The sequence below is a fragment of the Pseudomonas sp. FeN3W genome (assembly GCA_030263805.2).
In the GTDB taxonomy this organism is placed as follows: Bacteria; Pseudomonadota; Gammaproteobacteria; order Pseudomonadales; family Pseudomonadaceae; genus Stutzerimonas; species Stutzerimonas stutzeri_G.
In genome coordinates this window covers 970212-988269 of the sequence record CP136010.1, presented here as the reverse complement: position 1 = coordinate 988269, position 18058 = coordinate 970212, and the positions used below count along the sequence as shown (strand labels likewise).

Below are 18058 nucleotides of genomic sequence, written 5' to 3'. Positions count from 1 at the left end.
AGATGGTACAGGTCAGAGCGCTTCAGCCGATCAATACGGACGGCAGTATCAACCTGGATGGCTGGCTCGATCATGTGCTGGGGATGGACCCGGCACTCGACCGCGCGGCTCTTAAGGAGGCCTGCGAGTTTGCCCGCGAGGCGGAACAGCAGGCCAATGCGGCGCAGAACCTCTGGAGTGAAGGCACCTCCAGCTACCAGATCGGCCTGGAGATCGCCGAGATCCTCGCCGACCTCAAGCTGGATCAGGACAGTCTGGTCGCAGCCGTCATCTATCGCGGCGTACGTGAAGGCAAGATCCAGCTCGCCGATGTGAACCAGCGCTTCGGTCCGGTGGTGGCCAAGTTGATCGAAGGCGTGCTGCGCATGGCGGCGATCAGCGCCAGTCTCAATCCCCGCGAATCCCTCGTACTCGGTTCCCAGGCGCAGGTGGAAAACCTGCGCAAGATGCTGGTGGCCATGGTCGACGACGTGCGCGTCGCGCTGATCAAGCTCGCCGAACGCACCTGCGCCATCCGCGCGGTGAAGCTGGCCGACGATGAGAAGCGCCAGCGTGTCGCCCGCGAAGTCTTCGACATCTACGCGCCGCTGGCCCATCGGCTGGGCATCGGCCATATCAAGTGGGAGCTGGAGGACCTGTCCTTCCGCTACCTCGAACCCGAGCAGTACAAGCAGATCGCCCAGCTCTTGCACGAGCGTCGCCTCGATCGTGAACAGTACATTCAGAACGTCGTGCAGCAACTCAAGGACGAGCTGACCGCGACCGGTATCCAGCCGGACATTGACGGCCGCGCCAAGCACATCTATTCCATCTGGCGCAAGATGCAGAAGAAGGGCCTGCAGTTCAGCCAGATCTACGACGTGCGCGCGGTGCGCGTGCTGGTGCCGGAGGTGCGCGACTGCTACACCGCGCTGGGCATCGTGCATACGCTCTGGCGGCACATTCCCAAAGAATTCGACGACTACATCGCCAACCCCAAGGAGAACGGCTACCGCTCGCTGCACACCGCGGTGATCGGCCCGGAGGGCAAGGTGCTGGAGGTGCAGATCCGCACCCATGCGATGCACGAGGAGGCCGAGCTGGGCGTCTGCGCGCACTGGCGCTACAAGGGCACCGACGTCAATTCCGGCTCCGACCACTACGAGGAGAAGATCGCCTGGTTGCGCCAGGTGCTCGAATGGCACGAGGAACTGGGCGACATCGGCGGCCTGGCCGACCAGCTGCGCGTCGACATCGAGCCGGACCGGGTCTATGTGTTCACCCCGGACGGCCATGCCATCGACCTGCCCAAGGGCGCCACGCCGCTGGACTTCGCCTACCGGGTGCACACCGAGATCGGCCACAACTGCCGCGGCGCCAAGGTCAACGGGCGTATCGTGCCGCTCAACTACAGCCTGCAGACCGGCGAGCAGGTGGAGATCATCACCAGCAAGCACGGCTCGCCGAGCCGCGACTGGCTGAACCCCAACCTGGGCTACATCACCACCTCGCGCTCGCGGGCGAAGATCGTCCACTGGTTCAAGCTGCAGGCGCGCGACCAGAACGTCGCCGCCGGCAAGGCGCTGCTGGAGCGCGAGCTGGGTCGCCTGGACCTGCCGCCGGTGGATTTCGACAAGCTGGCGGAAAAGACCAACCTGAAGAACGCCGAAGACATGTTCGCCGCGCTGGGCGCCGGCGACCTGCGCCTGGCGCATCTGATCAACATGGCGCAGCAACTGGTCGAGCCGGAGCGCGGTTACGACCAGCTGGAATTGATCCCGCGGCGCTCGGCGCCGCACAAGCCGGGCAAGCGCGGCGATGTGCAGATCCAGGGCGTGGGCAACCTGCTGACGCAGATGGCCGGCTGCTGCCAGCCGCTGCCGGGCGACCCCATCGTCGGCTACATCACCCTCGGCCGCGGCGTCAGCATCCATCGCCAGGACTGCCCGTCGGTGCTGCAGTTGGCCGGGCGTGAGCCGGAGCGGATCATCCAGGTCAGCTGGGGTCCGGTGCCGGAGAAGACCTATCCGGTAGAGATCATGATCCGCGCCTACGACCGCGCCGGGCTGTTGCGCGACATCTCGCAGATGCTGCTCAACGAGCGGATCAACGTGCTGTCGATGAACACCCGTTCGAACAAGGAAGACAGCACCGCGCAGATGACGCTGACCATCGAGATCCCCGGGCTGAACGCCCTCGGCCGGCTGCTGAGCCGGATTTCCCAGTTGCCCAACATCATCGAGGCCAAGCGACAGAGGGCGACATAAAAGCAGCTATAAGCTGGAAGCCTGAAGCTGGAAGAAAAAGCTTGACCGGTGTGAGTCGCTGCCTCGCACATTGGCTTCCAGCTTCCAGCTTCCAGCTTCCAGCTTCCAGCTTCCAGCTTCCAGCTCCAGGACTTGTCATGTACCAACTCAACGACCTCCTGCACCTGATGGCCCGGCTGCGCGATCCGCAGCATGGTTGTCCGTGGGACCTGCAGCAGGACTACGCGAGCATCGTGCCGCACACATTGGAAGAAGCCTACGAGGTGGCCGATGCCATCGAGAGCGGCGACTTCGATCATCTGCCCGGTGAGCTGGGTGACCTGCTGTTCCAGGTCGTCTACTACAGCCAGCTGGCCCAGGAGGAAGGGCGCTTCGAGTTCGCCACGGTGGTCGATGCCATCACCCGCAAGCTGATCCGTCGCCATCCCCACGTGTTCCCTGATGGCGATCTGTATGGCTCGCCGGAGCTGCCGCGCCTCGATGAAACGGCGATCAAGCAGCGCTGGGAGGAGATCAAGGCCGAGGAGCGTGCCGAGAAAGCCGCCGCCCCCGAACAGCTGTCGCTGCTCGATGACGTGCCCAGCGCGCTGCCGGCGCTCAGCCGGGCCGCCAAGCTGCAGAAGCGCGCCGCCCAGGTCGGCTTCGACTGGCCCGCGGCATTGCCCGTGGTGGACAAGGTGCGCGAGGAGCTCGGCGAGGTACTGGAGGCGATGAGCGAGAGCGACCCGCAGGCCATCGCCGAAGAGTTGGGTGATCTGCTGTTCGTGGTGGTCAATCTGGCCCGCCACCTCAAGGTCGATCCGGAAAACGCCCTGCGTGCGGCCAACGGCAAGTTCGAGCGGCGCTTTCGCTTCATCGAGCAGGCCTTGCGCGACGCCGAGCGGCCCATCGAGAACTGCGATCTCGAGGAACTCGATGCGCTCTGGGAGAAGGCCAAGAAGCAGTTATAAGCCACAAGCCACAAGTGGTAAGAAAAAGCCGAGCAGAAGCGGAGTCGAGCAGCCACGCTGATTCGCTTGCAGCTTGCAGCTTGCAGCTTGCAGCTTGCAGCTTGCAGCTTGCAGCTTGCAGCTTGCAGCTTGCAGCTTGCAGCTTGCAGCTTGCAGCTTGCAGCGCAGCTTCGTAGGGTGGATGTCGCTTTTCACATCCACCACAATCCCGCTCGGTGGATCGATGAAGCGCGATCCACCCTACGCCCAATTCGAATTCACGACGAGACGAGCCGAAACATGAGTCTTTCCCTCCGTGACCAGTTGCTCAAAGCCGGACTGGTCAACGAAAAGCAGGCCAAGCAGGCCGTCAAGCAGAAACAGAAGCAGCAGCGCCTGGAGAAGAAAGGCCAGGTCGAGAAGGACGATTCGCAGCGCGAGGCGGCGCTGAAAGCCCAAGCCGAGAAGCTCGCCCGCGATCAGGAGCTGAACCGCCAGCAGCAGCAAAAGGCCGAACAGAAGGCCCGTGCGGCGCAGATCAAACAATTGATCGAGACCAGCCGCCTGCCCAAGCTGACCACCGAGGACTACTACAACTTCGTCGACGACAAGAAGGTCAAGCGCCTGTCGGTCAACAAGCTGATGCGCGACAAGCTGGCCAGTGGTTCGCTGGCCATCGTTCGCCATGGCGGCGGCTACGAGGTCATTCCGCGCGAGGCCGCGCTGAAGATCCAGGAGCGCGACCCGCAGCGCGTGGTGCAGCTCAATACCCGCACCGAAGAGCCGGATGCCGATGATCCGTACGCTGCCTACCAGGTGCCCGACGACCTGATGTGGTAAGCCTTCCGCTCGCACCGTGCTGCGCGTAGCGCACCCTACAAGGCATTCGCGCTTGCGCTCCGCGCACCGGCTTTTCCCCGTCAGCGCGCCGTTTTCGGTCGTGTCCGACCAAAGGCTGGATAGAAAGCGCGCCGTTCGCCCTCTATTGCACAACTGCCCGCAACCGCGGGCCATGTGTGGAGGGCGATATATGGGCATTCAGTCGATTCGATTCAGCCACGCTGCGCAAAGCGGGGGCTGGCACGCCGGAGGCGTGCCGGGCGATCCGGAGGAGCCGGGCGTACCGGACCTGCCCAACGAGCCGGGCGAACCCACCGTACCGGACCAGCCGCCGCCAGCGCCGGTGGCCTGAACCATCAACCGCCGGTTTCGACGAAGCCGGCGGCGCGCTGCAGCAGGTCGATGACCTGCTCGTCACTGGTCTGGTCGAAATTGGCGTAGTGCAGCCCGACGCCGATGAACGGCTCGGGCATCGCTAGGCAGACCACCTCGTCGACTTCCTCGCGCAGGGCCTCGATGACTTCCCGCGGGCCCACCGGGATCGCCAGCACCAGGCGTCTGGCGCCGGCGCGCGCGAGGCCCTTGAGCGCGGCACGAACGGTGGCGCCGGTGGCGATGCCGTCATCCACCACGATCACCAGACGTTCCGCCACCACGGGCGCTGGCCGCTTGCCGCAGTACTGCCGGCGGCGGCGCTCCAGCTCCGCCAGTTGGCGCTGCATTTCCTCGTCGAACCAGCTCTCCGGTGGGTCGATTTGGCGCAGCAACCCCTGATTGACGACCCATTGCGGCTGGGCGCCATCGACCACCGCGCCGAGCGCCAGCTCCTCGTTGCCCGGCGCGCCGATCTTGCGTACCAGCACCAGGTCCAACTGGGCCTTCAACGACCGGGCGACCTCGAACGCCACTGGCACGCCGCCGCGCGGCAGGGCGAGGATCAGTGGATGCTCGTCCGCCAGGGGCAGCAGGGCTTCGGCCAATTCCTGCCCGGCATGCTGGCGGTCCCTGAACAGATGACTTTGCTGAGCGAACGTGCGCATGGCTCACTCTCCGAACGGGTAGGTATCCGGTACGTCGCTCGGGTCGATCTCCTGCGGACCGATGGGCGTTACCGCCTGCGTCTGTTCCAGCCAGATCAACGCATCGAACTGCTCGGCGAGGATGGCGCGGAAGTAGTGGCTCTGCCGCTCGGTCAGCGGCCGGTAGATGACACCGATCGCGCGCTCCAGCCGCGGGTGGCTGAGCGCCTCGCGCAATTCGCCGCGATCATCACGCCAGTCGGTCAGCGAGGCCGGCACGCCGGCGCGCAGAAAGAGCTGCTCCCAGCTGTCCGGTCGTGACGGGATGACCTGCTTGATTCGCATCGGCTCGTCCCAGTTGTCCGCCGCCGCCACTTCGCCGCGATCGGTCGCCATGCCGATCAGCACCGCGTCGCGACCGAAGGCGGTGCGGCAGAGTTCGCCGATGTTGAAATCGCCACCCCAGCCCATCGAGGTCGCCGCCGCATTGCCGATATGCGAGTTGTGCGCCCAGACCACCGCCTTGGCGTTTGGCCCGCGATGGTCGAGCAGGGCCCGCAGGGTGTCGAACATGTGGCGGTCGCGCAGGTTCCAGGATTCGCCCGAGCCGCGGTACATGGCCCGGTAGTAGCTCTCCGCGGCCAGTACCACTCGCGCGTTGCGTTCGGCGTTGAAGAACCGTTCGCCATCCTGGCCGATGTACTCGAGGCGTTGGGCGAGCAGGGCCTGCAACTGTTCGATCACCGCCTTTTCGCAGGTTGGCTGGCCAAGCATGACGTTGCGGCCATAGACCGCCGGGTCTTCCTGCCAGGGGCTCAGGCAGCCATAGCGCTGGCGTGCATCCGCTGCGGCCTCGGGGTCGATGCGGTCGAGGTAACGCAGCACTTCGCGGATCGAGCTGCCTAGGCTGTAGACGTCCAGGCCGCGAAACTCGACGCGCCGTGAAACATCCAGCGTCGCATTGTGCTCGCGCAGCCAGCGGACGAAAGCCTCGACTTCGCGATTGCGCCACATCCAGGTCGGGAAACGCTTGAAGGCATCCTCGCTCCAGGCGACCGGTTCTCGCTGGCGACAGTAGCAGTCGATTCGCGCCGCGTCGGGCCAGTCCGCCTCGACCGCCACGATGGAAAAACCATGGCGCTCGATCAGGCGCTGGGTGATCGCGGCCCGGGCGCGGTAGAACTCGGAAGTGCCGTGGCTGGCTTCACCGATCAGCACCACCCGCGCGTCGGCGAAGCGTTCGAAGGCATCGGCGAAGTGCGGATCGTCCGGCGCGGGCAGCGGCTCGGCGTGCTGGCGCAGCAAGGTCACCAACTGCTCTTCGGACGGTTCGGCAACGGGCAGAGGCGAGGCATTCATGTTCCCGACTCCATGCTGTTTGAATACGGATGACCGGGCGTCCGCCTGGTTGTTCCTGGCAATGCAATTAAAGCTGCTAACTTTGAAGTGAGGGACCGAACTGCCGACGCCGGATGGGTCTAAAAACTTACAAAAACCAAAAATGGCGTTATTACGTTCACACGGGTTTCTTTAAGGCGAGGGGTATTCCATGACGACCTGGATCATTACGTACAACAAAGACGGCAACACTGCGATGCTGAAGATCGACTCCGAACACCAGCCGGACATCGACGACGCGGTCGAACTGGTGACGCGCAAGGCGGAGGAGCTCTATCCGGATCAGGAGATCGAACATGAACACGATCCCGATCTGGAGGACACCCCCGCCACACGTCTGGCCGAGCGCTACGGCATCACCATCACCGGTATTTCCCAGGCCTGACCGACGCCTGGCGCGCCACCGGCCACACTTCTCCATCTCCCACCACATAGATTCGCCAGTTGTCTTCGGTTGCCACCGTCATCGTGCCGGTGAAGCTGCCGAAGGCTGGCAGCAGGCTGAGCCGTTCGCCGATGCAGAAGCACGGCAGGCGCAGCCGCTGGCGCCCACGCCCCTGTAGCGGGAAGGCGGGGTGAACGTGGCCGGCCAGCACGTGGTGGCTGGGGTGCGGTTGCGGTTCGTGCTGCAGCGCGTACGGGCCGAGCAGCAGCGGCTCGCTCACCACCTCGATGCCGAGCTCCGCCGGCGGGTCGCCTGCACGGCGGTCGTGGTTGCCGCGCACCAGGGTGATGGCGAGTTGTGCATGTTCCGCACGCCATTCGGCCAGGCGGGCCAGCGTGGAGGGTGCACGGGACTCCGGCGCATGCAGGAAGTCACCGAGAAAGATCAGCTGGCGGCAGGCATACCGCGCCAGCAGATCGTCCAACTGGCGCAGGTTGGCGTCGGTGGTGCCATGGGGCACCGGCTGGCCGAGGCGACGATAGGCTGCGGCTTTGCCGAAATGGATATCCGCTATCAGCAATGCCTGCTGCTCAGGCCAGTAGACGGCCTTTTCCGCGAGCAGCCAGAGTGTGGTGCCGGCCAGTTCGATGGGCTGATAGGCGTTCATGATCCGTCGGTGCGTGCTGTGTTTCGGTTCATCAGGCGGGTTTGGCCTTCTTCGTGCGCGGCGTGCCGTCCTTGCGTGCGCGCGGCTTGCGTGGACGTGGGGCGTCGCGCTCCACAGCGATCGTCGATTGCGGCTCGGGCTGGTAACCGCCGGGGCCGGCAGCCTTGTCCAGCTCTGCCACCATGCGGCGGATGCGGTCGGCCAGTTTTTCCGAGGTCATGCTTTCGCGAAAGCGCTCGACCATCAACGGGAACGCCAGGGGCGTGGTGCGTTTGACCTGGTGAATGTCCAACTGTCGTTGCTGCAGGCGCTTCAGTGTCTGCTGCAGCCGCTCGACTTCCAGCTCCTGGCGCAGCACTTCTTCTTCGGCCTGGGTCAGCAACAGATTGGCCGGGTCGTATTGGCGGAAGACGTCGAAGAACAGCCCACTGGAAGCCTGCAGCTGACGCGCGCTCTTCTGCGCACCGGGGTAGCCGGAAAATACCAAGCCTGCGATGCGCGCGATTTCACGGAACCGGCGGCGCGCCAGCTCACCGGCGTTGAGGCTGGCGAGCACGTCGTGCAGCAGGTTGTCTTCGCTGAAAAACTCCGGCGTCAGCCAGGACAGCCAGTCCACTTCGGTTGCCGAGAGCAGCTCGAAACCGTAATCGTTGACCGCGATGGAGAAGGTCAGCGGTCGATGCCTGGCCATGCGCCAGGCCAGCAGGCTGGCCAGCCCCAGATGCACATGGCGACCGGCAAAGGGGTAGAGGAACAGATGCCAGCCTTCGCGCGACTTCATCACCTCGGCCAGCAGCGTGGTTTCGCTAGGCAGCGCCGACCAGTCCATCTGCACGCGAAGAAGCGGTTCGACCAGGCGCATTTCGGATGTGGTGAACTGCCCGCGCGAGGCGGCGCCGAGCTGTTCGACCACGGCATCGGCCAGCTCGCTGGATAGCGGCATGCGACCGCCGTTCCAGCGCGGTACGGCCGCTTTTTTGCCGGAGGCGCGATTGACGTAAGCGGTCATGTTCTCGACCCGCACCAGTTCCAGCAGGCGACCGCCGAAGAGGAAGTTGTCGCCCGGGCGCAGGCGTGCGATGAAGCCTTCCTCAATGCTGCCCAGCGAACGCCCGCTGCCGCCCTTGGCCCAGAACTTCACCGTCAGGCTGGCGTCGCTGACGATGGTGCCGATGCTCATGCGATGACGCAGTGCCACGCGGCGACTGGGCACTTTCCACAGGCCGGTTTCGTCCGGTTCGACGCGCTGGTAATCCGGGTAGGCGGTCAGCGAATGCCCGCCATGGCGAACGAAGGCCAGCGCCCACTGCCAGTGTTCGTCGGTCAATTCTCTATAGGACCAGGCCTGCCGCACTTCGGCGAACAGCTCATCCGGGCGGAAGCCGCCGCCCAGCGCCATGCTGACCAGGTGCTGCACCAGTACATCGAGGGGGTGCTGCGGTGCGCTGCGGGCCTCGATGCGGCGCTCGGCGATGGCCACCTGGGCGGCTGCGGCTTCTATCACTTCCACGCTATGAGTCGGCACCAGGGTGACCCGCGAGGTGCGCCCCGGCGCATGCCCGGAACGCCCGGCACGCTGCATCAGCCGCGCCACGCCTTTTGGCGAGCCGATCTGCAGCACCCGCTCGACTGGCAGGAAATCGACCCCGAGATCGAGGCTCGAGGTGCAGACCACCGCCTTGAGCGCGCCCTGCTTGAGGCCCTGCTCGACCCAGTCGCGTACCTCGCGCGCCAGCGAGCCGTGGTGCAGGGCGATCAGCCCGGCCCAGTCCGGTCGCGCATCCAGCAGCGCCTGATACCAGATTTCCGACTGCGAACGGGTGTTGGTGAAGACCAGTGTGGTGGCTGCCGAATCGATCTCCTCGACCACCTGCGGCAGCATGCGCAGGCCGAGATGGCCGGCCCAGGGGAAGCGCTCGATGCTTGGCGGCAGCAGGGTATCGACGCGCAGGTGCTTGTCGACCTTGCCTTGCACCAGCCTGCCGTTGCCTGGGTGCAGCAGCACCTCCAGCGCATGGGGCTGGTTACCCAGGGTGGCCGACAAGCCCCAGACGATCAGCTCCGGCATCCACTGGCGCAACCGTGCCAGCGCCAGTTGCAGCTGCACGCCGCGCTTGTTGCCCAGCAGCTCATGCCACTCGTCCACCACCAGCATGCGCAGCCCAGCGAAGGCCTGATGCGCATCGGCACGGGTCAGCAGCAGCGTGAGGCTTTCCGGTGTGGTGACCAGTGTGCTGGGCAGCCGCCGCCCCTGCCGCGCGCGCTCAGCGCTGCTGGTGTCGCCGGTGCGCAGACCGATGTTCCAGTGGATTTCCAGATCGTCCAGCGGGGCTTGCAGCGCGCGTGCGGTATCGGCGGCCAGGGCGCGCATGGGGGTGATCCAGAGGACGGTCAGCGGGGTGGGTTTGTCCGATGCACTAACGCCGTGTTTCGCGGCCGAGGCGCAAGCCAAGCGATTGAGCGCGCCAAGCCAGACGGCGTAGGTCTTGCCCGAACCTGTCGTGGCGTGGAGCAGGCCGGATTCACCTCGATCGACCGCTTGCCAGACTTCGCGCTGAAAGGGAAAGGGCTGCCAGCCCCGACTGGCGAACCAGCGTTCACCCAGGAGATCGGTTGTATCACTCATTGGCGGTGCTGCCGGGACGTGATGTTGGCGGGGGCGAGAGGTGCTCCCGTGTAGTGTGCCGGCGACGGGCGGCGTGAACTCGCTGACGCCCAGTGACCCGTCTTCCCCCTCACCCCCAGCCCCTCTCCCTCAGGGAGAGGGTGGCGATTACTCAGCGGGCCTGACGTTTCGCGCGAGGCCGCACGGCTGTGGCCCCTTCTCCCTTCAGAATAGGGCCGGGGCAAGGGCAGGTTGGGCACGGATTCACCAACGCTTCCCCGCACTCGCGTCCCCGTTGACGCAGAGGCAGGGAATACACCGTCCAGCCGCCTGACGCCCCGGTTCGCAGCCGCACCGCTATGGCTCCCTCTCCCTCTGGGAGAGGGCTGGGGTGAGGACGGATTGGGTACGGATTCAGCAACGCTTCCCCGTACTCGCGTCCCCGCCGACGCCGAGGCAGGGAATACACCGCCCAGCCGTCTAACGCCGCGGCTCGCAGCCGCACCGCCATGGCTCCCTCTCCCTCTGGGAGAGGGCTGGGGTGAGGACGGGTTGGGTACGGATTCAGCAACGCTTCCCCGCGCATTCGTCCCCGTTGACGCCGAGGCAGGGAATACACCGTCCAGTCGTCTGACGCCGCGGCTCGCAGCCGCACCGCTATGGCGCCCTCTCCCTCTGGGAGAGGGCTGGGGTGAGGGATGTTTGGACTCGGTGGGCGCCAGGCATTGCAATTTCATCCCAGCAATTCCTTCAGCGTCTCCAGGGTATCGGCTTCATCCACCGGCTTGTCGAGGCGCCAGCGCAACATGCGCGGGAAGCGCACGGCGATACCACTCTTGTGTCGGCTGCTGGCGGCGATGCCTTCGAAGCCGAGTTCGAACACCAGCGTCGGGGTAACACTGCGCACCGGGCCGAATTTCTCCACGGTGGTCTTGCGCACGATGGCGTCGACCTTGCGCATCTCCTCGTCGGTCAACCCGGAATAGGCCTTGGCGAAGGGCATCAGTTTGCGTTCGGGATCGCCCGGCTCGCCGTCCCAGACGGCAAAGGTGTAGTCGGTATAAAGGCTGGCGCGGCGGCCATGGCCGCGCTGGGCGTAGATCAGCACGGCATCGACCGAGTACGGATCGATCTTCCATTTCCACCAGAGGCCCACGTCCTTGGTGCGGCCGACGCCATACTGGGCGGCGCGCGCCTTGATCATCATGCCCTCGACGCCCAAGGCGCGAGAGGCTTCACGCTGGCGGGCCAGATCGGCCCAGTCGCTGCCGGTTACCAGCGGCGAGAGCATCAGGCGCGGGTTGGGGCATTGCCCGATCACCGTTTCGAGCTGCTGCCGGCGTTCGCGGTGTTCGCGCTGCCGCCAATCCTCGCCCTGCCATTCCAGCAGGTCGTAGGCGAGCACTGCCACCGGGGCGTCCTGCAGGACCTTGGCGGTCAGGTTCTTGCGGCCGATACGCTGCTGCAACAGGGCGAAGGGCTGTACGCCGAAGCGTTGGGTTGCGTCGCCATCATCGCGGTCTGGCTGCTCGAAGAGTTCGGTCGCCGGCTCGCCGGGCGCGTGCTTCCAGACCAGGATTTCGCCATCGATCACCGTGCCGTCCGGCAGGCAGCCAGCCAGCTCGCACAACTCGGGAAAACGCTCGCTGACCAGCTCCTCTCCGCGCGACCAGACCCACATCTGCCCGTCACGCTTGACCAGCTGGGCGCGGATCCCGTCCCACTTCCATTCGATGAACCAGTCGTCCGGCGCGCCGAGCAGGGTGTTGAACGCTTCGACCGGCGCCTGCAGCGGATGGGCGAGAAAGAACGGGTAGGGCTGGCCGCCGCGCTGGGCGTGCTCGTGTTCGGATTCGTCGGCGACCAGTGCGCGGTAGCCCTCGGCGCTGGGGCGATGCGACAGGTCGGTATAGCCCACCAGCCGTTGCGCGACGCGCTTGGGGTCGAGATCGACCAGCGAGGCCAGCGCGCGGGTGACCAGCAGCTTCGAGACGCCAACGCGGAAGGCGCCGGTGATCAGCTTGATGCAGACCATCAGGCTCAGCCGATCCAGCTGTGCCCAGAGTGCAGGCAGGCGCTCGGCCAGTTCTTCCGGCGGCAGCCCGCGTAGGGGCAGCAGCTTGTCCTGCATCCACACTGCCAGCCCGTCCTCGGAGCTGTGTTCGGCCTCGGGCATCAGCAGCGAGATGGTCTCGGCCATGTCGCCGACCGCTTGGTAGCTTTCCTCGAACAGCCATTCCGGCAAGCCCGAGGCCTGCATCGCGGTTTCCCGCAGCACGCGGGTCGGGACCAGCTGGCGCGGTCGTCCGCCGGCCAGGAAATAGACGGCCCAGGCGGCGTCGGCCGGATCGGCGTCGCGAAAGTAGTCGCGCATCGCCGCAAGCTTGGCGTTGCTCGAGGTGGTGGCGTCGAGGCGGCTATAGAGGGTGGCGAAGGCTTTCATTTCGGCCCGCCTGTATCCGCTGCGACAGGCTGTTCGCGAGCAAACTCTCTGCTACAGGAGCGTGAACCTTCTGCGCCGGTATTAGATGGCAGGAGGCGCAAGGCACGGCTGCCGCTCATTCGGCCTCCTGGGCGGCATCATCCTCTTCGCCGTATTCGGTCTCGAAGGCCTGGGCATCGAGGCCGCGCATTTCGCGCAGATAGCGCACCAGAATGGGAACGGACCCGTGGGTGACCATCACCCGCTCGGCGCCGGTCTGCTCGATGGCCCAGAGCAGGCCTGGCCAGTCGGCGTGATCGGACAGCACGAAGCCGCGGTCGACCCCGCGGCGACGGCGGGTGCCACGCAGCATCATCCAGCCGCTGGCGAAGGCGTCGGCGTAGTCACCGAAGCGGCGCATCCAGGTGCTGCCGCCAGCCGACGGTGGGGCGAGGATGATGGCGTGCTTCAGGCGCGGGTCGCCCTTTTTCAGGTCGCCGGCATAGACGGTCGGCGGAAGACGCACGCCGCCCTCACGGTAGACCTTGTTCAGTGGCTCGACCGCGCCATGCACGACGATGGTGCCGATGCTTTCATCCAATCCGTGCAGGATGCGCTGTGCCTTGCCGAAGGCGTAGCAAAACAGCACGCTGGCACGTCCGGCCGCGGCGTTGGCGCGCCACCAGTCGTTGATTTCGCGAAATACCTCGGCCTGAGACGGCCATTTGTAGATCGGCAGGCCGAAGGTCGATTCGGTGATGAAGGTGTGGCAACGCACCGGCTCGAAAGGGGCGCAGGTGCCGTCCGGCTCGACCTTGTAGTCGCCGGAGGCGACCCAGACCTCGCCGCGATACTCCAGTCGCACCTGGGCGGAACCGAGTACATGGCCAGCGGGATGGAAGCTGAGCTTTACCCCGTGATGCTCGATGGATTCGCCGTAGGCCAGCGTCTGCAGCGGCATGTCGGCGGCGATGCGCGAACGCAGGATGCCTTCGCTGTCGCTGGAAGCCAGGTAATGGCCCATGCCCCAGCGCGCGTGGTCGCCGTGGGCGTGGGTGATGACGGCGCGATCGACCGGGCGCCAGGGATCGATGTAGAAATCACCGGGTGGGCAATACAGGCCTTCGGGGCGAGCGACGACAAGATCCATGACGACTGGCAGTTCGATGGGCTTGCAGGATTGGAGCCCGGCGAAGCGCTTGGAGTTCGCTCGCCGGGCTATGGGGCGGGCCAGGCCCGTTCATGAACGGGCTACCGGGGGTTGCTCGTGTATCAGCGAGTTCGCCCTTCCTGCAGCTGCAGGTCCTCCTTGGCGAAGTCGTCCACGTCGATGACTTTGCGCCGTGCCAGCTCTGCCATCTGCAACTGTTCGGCTTCAACGGCATCGATGGCACCGGCTGCCAGCGCCGCGTCGATCGGGCTTTCGCCGGCGGCCGGCATAACCGTGCCGGACTTGAGCGCCTTGGCCAGCTTCTTCGCCGCGTCCTGGCTGGTGGCGAGGATTTCGAAGGCGTGCTTCAGCGCACCGAGTGGCTGCTCGGGATCTTGCGGGCGGTACATGCCATCGAGGATGCGCTCCAATGCCGGATCGCCTTCCGGGCGGCCGAGGAGGGCGGCGACCTCGGCGTCCAGTACGTCGGAAGGCCCCTTGTGGCGTGCGCCGAAGGGGAACACCAGGGCATGCAGCAGGTGCCCGAGAATGCGGTTGGGGAAGTTGGCCAGCACGTCCTGCAGAGCGGATTCGGCCTTTTCCAGGCAATCCTCCAGCGCCCAGCGCAGCAGCGGCTCCTGTTCGGTCGGATGGCCGAGGTCATGGAACTGCTTGAGCGCTGCGGAGGCGAGGTAGAGATGGCTGAGCACGTCGCCGAGGCGCGCCGATAGCCGCTCGCGACGCTTGAGCTCGCCACCGAGCAGCATCATCGACAGATCGGCCAGCATGGCGAATGCCGCGGCGATGCGATTGAGTGCGCGGAAGTAGGGCTGCGTGACGCTCGTCCCCGGCACACGCCCCATCAGACCGAAGCTCAGACCCAGCAGCAGGGTGCTGGCCGTGTTGCTGACGGCAAAGCCGATGTGCTGCATCAGCAGGTCATCGAATTTCACAACAGCGGCTTCGCGGTCCGGCTCGTGGACCAGCTCCATTTCACGCAACACGAACGGATGGCAGCGAATCGCTCCCTGGCCGAAGATCATCAGGTTGCGCGAGAGGATGTTGGCGCCTTCCACGGTGATGGAGATCGGTGCCGACAGCCACAGGCGCCCGAGGTAATTGTTCGGGCCAAGGATGATGCCCTTGCCGCCGTGGATATCCATGGCGTCGGTGATGCAGGCGCGGCCACGCTCGGTGAGGTGGTACTTGAGAATCGCCGAGAGCACCGAGGGCTTCTCGCCCAGGTCCACCGCGTTGGCAGTGAGAATGCGCGCCGCGTCCATCAGCCAGGCGTTGCCGCCGATACGCGCCAGCGGCTCCTGAATGCCTTCGAAGGCGGCGAGTGGCACGTTGAACTGCTCACGGACCTGCGCATAGCGACCACCGACGTAGCCGCAGACCTTGGCGGCGCTGGTGCCGGTCGCCGGCAGGGAGATCGAACGCCCGACCGACAGGCAGTTCATCAGCATCATCCAACCTTTGCCGATCATGTCGCGACCGCCGATGATCGCATCCAGCGGCACGAAGACATCCTTGCCCCAATTCGGCCCGTTCATGAAGGCCGCGCCCAGCGGCAGGTGACGACGGCCGATATCGACGCCGGGGGTATCGGTGGGGATCAGCGCCAGGCTGATGCCGAGTTCTTCCTCATCGCCCAGCAAGTGGTCCGGGTCGTAGGTCTTGAAGGCCACGCCGAGCAGGGTCGCGACCGGGCCGAGGGTGATGTAGCGCTTCTCCCAGTTCAGGCGCAGACCGAGCACTTCCTCGCCCTGCCACTGACCCTTGCAGATCACGCCGCTGTCGTTCATGGCACCGGCGTCGGAGCCGGCATAGGGGCCGGTCAGGGCAAAGCAGGGAATGTCCGTGCCGTTGGCCAGGCGCGGCAGGTAGTGGTTGCGCTGCTCCTCGGTGCCATAGTGCATCAGCAATTCGGCCGGACCGAGGGAGTTGGGCACCATCACGGTGCTGGCCAGATCGCCGCTACGGGTGGCGAGTTTCATCACGATTTGTGAATGGGCGTAGGCGGAGAAGCCCTTGCCGCCATATTCCTTGGGAATGATGAGGGCGAAGAAGCCTTCCGCCTTGATGTAGTCCCAGGCGGCAGGTGGCAGGTCCATGCGCTGGGCGATATCCCATTCGCTGACCAGTGCGCAGAGGGTCTCGGTGGGGCCGTCGAGGAAGGCTTGTTCTTCATCCGTCAGGCGCGCCCGCGGATAGCCGAGCAGGGTGTCCCAGTCCGGGCGGCCGCTGAACAGTTCGCCGTCCCACCAGACGGTGCCGGCATCGATGGCGTCGCGCTCGGTGGCGGAAATGGGCGGTAGCACCTTCTTGAACCAATCGAACATCGGCCCGCTGAAGTACTTGCGGCGCACGTCTGCGACGAGCAGTGGCACCGCAATGGCGATCAAGACGAGCCAGAGCAGGAATACCACCACCCCGGAGGTGTCGGCAGCGGTCATGAAGACCAGATAGGTGGCGACGATCACCAGTGCCGGCACCGGCGACAGGCGCAGGTGGGCGATTACGGCAATGCCGAGCAGTAGAACCAGCAACCAGAGCAGCGTCATGAGTCTTATCCTTTTGGGTTCGAACAGCTTCCGTCTTCAGCATAGGCGCTTGCGCCGCTGCAGCGAAGGGACGAGGTGTCGCCGCCGGCCAACCGGCGACGACGGGGGCATGGCTCAGGTCGGCCGGGCGCCGAGTATTGGCGCGTCGCCATCGTCGGCGTTCTGGTTGGCTGCAGGCTTTTCCTGCGGCACGCCGGCAACATTGATTTCCGGCAGCCGTCCGCCGATGAACTCGATGCTGCGGGTGGGGAAGGCGAACTGCACGCCCATGTCGCGAATGCCCTGCAGCAGGGCGAGGTTGATCTCCTGCTGGGTGTCCATGTACTTGTTGTAGTCCGAGACTTGCATGATGTAGACGACCTCGAAGGTCAGCTGGCTGTCGTCGAAACCGAGGAAATGCGCGCGGTCGAACTTGGCCATTTCGATGCCTTCGATGATGCGCTTCACCAATGCCGCCACCTCTTTCACCTTTTCGGTCGGTGTGTCGTAGGTGATGCCGAACTTGAAGACGATCCGCCGGGTGTTCATGCGCTTGTAGTTGTGCACGATCTGCCGCAGCAGATCGGCGTTGGCAACCACGACCTGCTCACCGCTGAGGGCGCGAATGCGCGTGGTTTTCAGGCCAATGTGCTCGATGTTGCCGGCAACCTCGCCGAAGACCACGAAATCCCCGATCTCGAAGGGCTTGTCCACGCCGATCGACAGCGAGGCGAAGATGTCGCTGAGCAGCGTCTGCACTGCCAGGGCGATGGCGATACCGCCAACGCCGAGGCTGGCGACCATGGCGGTGATGTCGACACCTAGATTGGCCAGGATCGACAGCAGCATCATGGTCCAGACGACGATGCGGATCATGATGCCGATGATGGTGGTGGTGACCGGATTGCGTGCCTTGCCGTCGCGGGTCAAGCTCTCCATCCACAGACGCACGCCTGTGTCCATCCACAGCGCGAACTGGAACGCGAGGGCGATGAACCAGCCGTGGGACATCGTCGATTCCCAGCGGGGCGACAGCTCGATGGTTTTCAGTGCGATCAGCAGTGAGAAAGCCAGGATCAGCAGATTGCTGGTGCGTGAAAGCAGTTCGGCGGTGATGCCGAGGAACTTGGTCTTGGACCCGGTGGCGAGCTTGTTGAGGCGCCGCGTGACGATCCCGAGGATGGCGCGCAGAACCAGATAGCTGACGATGGTGATGCCCAGCACGATCGCCAGGTTGATCCAGAGAGTCTCGTTGAGCAGGGCGTCCCAGTTCATCCATATCCTCCGATAAGGGTGCGTATGATGCAGCGAAGGCCACGTTTTTCAGTGGCCCTCGCTGCTCATAAGTTCCCTATGTCGGCGGTGGGGATGAGTGCTGCTGGCGGACTCGATGGCCGCTTTGGCGCTATCAGTCGCTAGGTAAGGCAGTGGCGAGCTCGTCGTAGCCGCCCGCGTTGATGACATGTGTATAGCCGAGCTTCTCGAGCACGTCCTGCGCTTCGGAGGCGCGTCGGCCGCTGCGGCAGTAGAGCACGACCGGGGTATCTTTTTCCGGGGCCAGCGCTCCGATCCGCGCGGCGATATCCGGAGTCTCGATGCGAACCGCGCCGGGTAGCGCTCCTTCGGCGAATTCGTCGGCAGTCCTTACATCGATCAGTATGGTGTCGGCTCGCTGCAGCATCTTCAGGGCGGTGCTCTGGTCGATCTCGCCAGCCGATGCGTGCAGGCTCAGAGCCAGCAGTAGGGAAAGAATGGGCGCGCGCATTGAACTCCTCGCAGCGCGCCGGTGCGCGCTCAGCTGAATATACGGGTCAGGTTGGGCAGGATGAGAATCACTGCCGTGGCAATGAC

At 65.1% G+C, this 18058-nt stretch carries 14 protein-coding genes; 5 read left to right on the top strand and 9 right to left on the bottom strand.

From position 1 onward, the window contains the following. Positions 1 to 2 precede the first annotated feature (2 nt). The 4 genes from relA (at position 3) to P5704_004425 (ending at position 4367) form a co-directional block, all read left to right on the top strand. Positions 3 to 2246: a GTP diphosphokinase gene (gene relA, locus P5704_004440; protein WOF79749.1), complete on the top strand. Its 2244-nt coding sequence runs from the start codon at positions 3 to 5 to the stop codon at positions 2244 to 2246. 137 nt (positions 2247 to 2383) lie between these two features. Then, on the top strand, positions 2384 to 3196 hold the full coding sequence (gene mazG, locus P5704_004435; GenBank protein WOF79748.1) for a nucleoside triphosphate pyrophosphohydrolase: 813 nt from the start codon (positions 2384 to 2386) through the stop codon (positions 3194 to 3196). 279 nt (positions 3197 to 3475) lie between these two features. Beyond that, positions 3476 to 4015: a DUF2058 domain-containing protein gene (locus P5704_004430; GenBank protein WOF79747.1), complete on the top strand. Its 540-nt coding sequence runs from the start codon at positions 3476 to 3478 to the stop codon at positions 4013 to 4015. 190 nt (positions 4016 to 4205) lie between these two features. Beyond that, positions 4206 to 4367, top strand: a complete 162-nt coding sequence (locus P5704_004425) for a hypothetical protein (GenBank protein WOF79746.1) — start codon at positions 4206 to 4208, stop codon at positions 4365 to 4367. Between the two features lie 4 nt (positions 4368 to 4371). Here P5704_004425 and P5704_004420 read toward each other — a convergent pair whose 3' ends face one another. Together P5704_004420 and P5704_004415 are read right to left on the bottom strand one after the other, a co-directional pair. Continuing rightward, positions 4372 to 5055 (bottom strand): phosphoribosyltransferase family protein, encoded by a 684-nt coding sequence (locus tag P5704_004420; GenBank protein ID WOF79745.1) that lies wholly within the window; start codon positions 5053 to 5055, stop codon positions 4372 to 4374. Positions 5056 to 5058: 3 nt separating this feature from the next. Beyond that, positions 5059 to 6393: an erythromycin esterase family protein gene (locus tag P5704_004415; protein ID WOF79744.1), complete on the bottom strand. Its 1335-nt coding sequence runs from the start codon at positions 6391 to 6393 to the stop codon at positions 5059 to 5061. 190 nt (positions 6394 to 6583) lie between these two features. On the opposite strand from P5704_004415, the gene P5704_004410 reads away from it, so the two are divergent. Continuing rightward, entirely contained in the window at positions 6584 to 6817 is a 234-nt protein-coding gene (locus tag P5704_004410) for a hypothetical protein (GenBank protein ID WOF79743.1), read from the top strand. Here P5704_004410 and pdeM read toward each other — a convergent pair. The 7 genes from pdeM to P5704_004375 all read right to left on the bottom strand — a co-directional run bounded on the left by pdeM (position 6795) and on the right by P5704_004375 (position 17972). Further along, positions 6795 to 7484, bottom strand: a complete 690-nt coding sequence (gene pdeM, locus P5704_004405) for a ligase-associated DNA damage response endonuclease PdeM (protein WOF79742.1) — start codon at positions 7482 to 7484, stop codon at positions 6795 to 6797. The two genes, P5704_004410 and pdeM, sit on opposite strands and share 23 nt — an antisense overlap. 31 nt (positions 7485 to 7515) lie before the next feature. Further along, on the bottom strand, positions 7516 to 10110 hold the full coding sequence (locus tag P5704_004400) for a ligase-associated DNA damage response DEXH box helicase (GenBank protein ID WOF79741.1): 2595 nt from the start codon (positions 10108 to 10110) through the stop codon (positions 7516 to 7518). 712 nt (positions 10111 to 10822) lie between these two features. Then, the gene (locus P5704_004395; protein ID WOF79740.1) at positions 10823 to 12532 is read right to left on the bottom strand and encodes an ATP-dependent DNA ligase; all 1710 of its coding nucleotides are present in this window, start codon (positions 12530 to 12532) and stop codon (positions 10823 to 10825) included. A gap of 115 nt (positions 12533 to 12647) precedes the next feature. Then, positions 12648 to 13661, bottom strand: a complete 1014-nt coding sequence (locus tag P5704_004390) for a ligase-associated DNA damage response exonuclease (GenBank protein ID WOF79739.1) — start codon at positions 13659 to 13661, stop codon at positions 12648 to 12650. A 122-nt stretch (positions 13662 to 13783) separates the two neighbouring features. Next, positions 13784 to 16228, bottom strand: coding sequence for an acyl-CoA dehydrogenase (locus P5704_004385; GenBank protein WOF79738.1), 2445 nt, complete (start codon positions 16226 to 16228; stop codon positions 13784 to 13786). 114 nt (positions 16229 to 16342) lie between these two features. Beyond that, the gene (locus P5704_004380) at positions 16343 to 17482 is read right to left on the bottom strand and encodes a mechanosensitive ion channel family protein (protein ID WOF79737.1); all 1140 of its coding nucleotides are present in this window, start codon (positions 17480 to 17482) and stop codon (positions 16343 to 16345) included. Between the two features lie 133 nt (positions 17483 to 17615). Beyond that, on the bottom strand, positions 17616 to 17972 hold the full coding sequence (locus P5704_004375; protein ID WOF79736.1) for a rhodanese-like domain-containing protein: 357 nt from the start codon (positions 17970 to 17972) through the stop codon (positions 17616 to 17618). Positions 17973 to 18058: the final 86 nt, after the last annotated feature.

What these genes read in the sequence shown, in the direction of transcription:
- relA (WOF79749.1), top strand. Translation starts at nt 3, where the DNA reads ATGGTACAGGTCAGAGCGCTTCAGCCGATCAATACGGACGGCAGTATC.
- mazG (WOF79748.1), top strand. Translation starts at nt 2,384, where the DNA reads ATGTACCAACTCAACGACCTCCTGCACCTGATGGCCCGGCTGCGCGAT.
- P5704_004430 (WOF79747.1), top strand. Translation starts at nt 3,476, where the DNA reads ATGAGTCTTTCCCTCCGTGACCAGTTGCTCAAAGCCGGACTGGTCAAC.
- P5704_004425 (WOF79746.1), top strand. Translation starts at nt 4,206, where the DNA reads ATGGGCATTCAGTCGATTCGATTCAGCCACGCTGCGCAAAGCGGGGGC.
- P5704_004420 (WOF79745.1), bottom strand. Translation starts at nt 5,055, where the DNA reads ATGCGCACGTTCGCTCAGCAAAGTCATCTGTTCAGGGACCGCCAGCAT.
- P5704_004415 (WOF79744.1), bottom strand. Translation starts at nt 6,393, where the DNA reads ATGAATGCCTCGCCTCTGCCCGTTGCCGAACCGTCCGAAGAGCAGTTG.
- P5704_004410 (WOF79743.1), top strand. Translation starts at nt 6,584, where the DNA reads ATGACGACCTGGATCATTACGTACAACAAAGACGGCAACACTGCGATG.
- pdeM (WOF79742.1), bottom strand. Translation starts at nt 7,484, where the DNA reads ATGAACGCCTATCAGCCCATCGAACTGGCCGGCACCACACTCTGGCTG.
- P5704_004400 (WOF79741.1), bottom strand. Translation starts at nt 10,110, where the DNA reads ATGAGTGATACAACCGATCTCCTGGGTGAACGCTGGTTCGCCAGTCGG.
- P5704_004395 (WOF79740.1), bottom strand. Translation starts at nt 12,532, where the DNA reads ATGAAAGCCTTCGCCACCCTCTATAGCCGCCTCGACGCCACCACCTCG.
- P5704_004390 (WOF79739.1), bottom strand. Translation starts at nt 13,661, where the DNA reads ATGGATCTTGTCGTCGCTCGCCCCGAAGGCCTGTATTGCCCACCCGGT.
- P5704_004385 (WOF79738.1), bottom strand. Translation starts at nt 16,228, where the DNA reads ATGACGCTGCTCTGGTTGCTGGTTCTACTGCTCGGCATTGCCGTAATC.
- P5704_004380 (WOF79737.1), bottom strand. Translation starts at nt 17,482, where the DNA reads ATGAACTGGGACGCCCTGCTCAACGAGACTCTCTGGATCAACCTGGCG.
- P5704_004375 (WOF79736.1), bottom strand. Translation starts at nt 17,972, where the DNA reads ATGCGCGCGCCCATTCTTTCCCTACTGCTGGCTCTGAGCCTGCACGCA.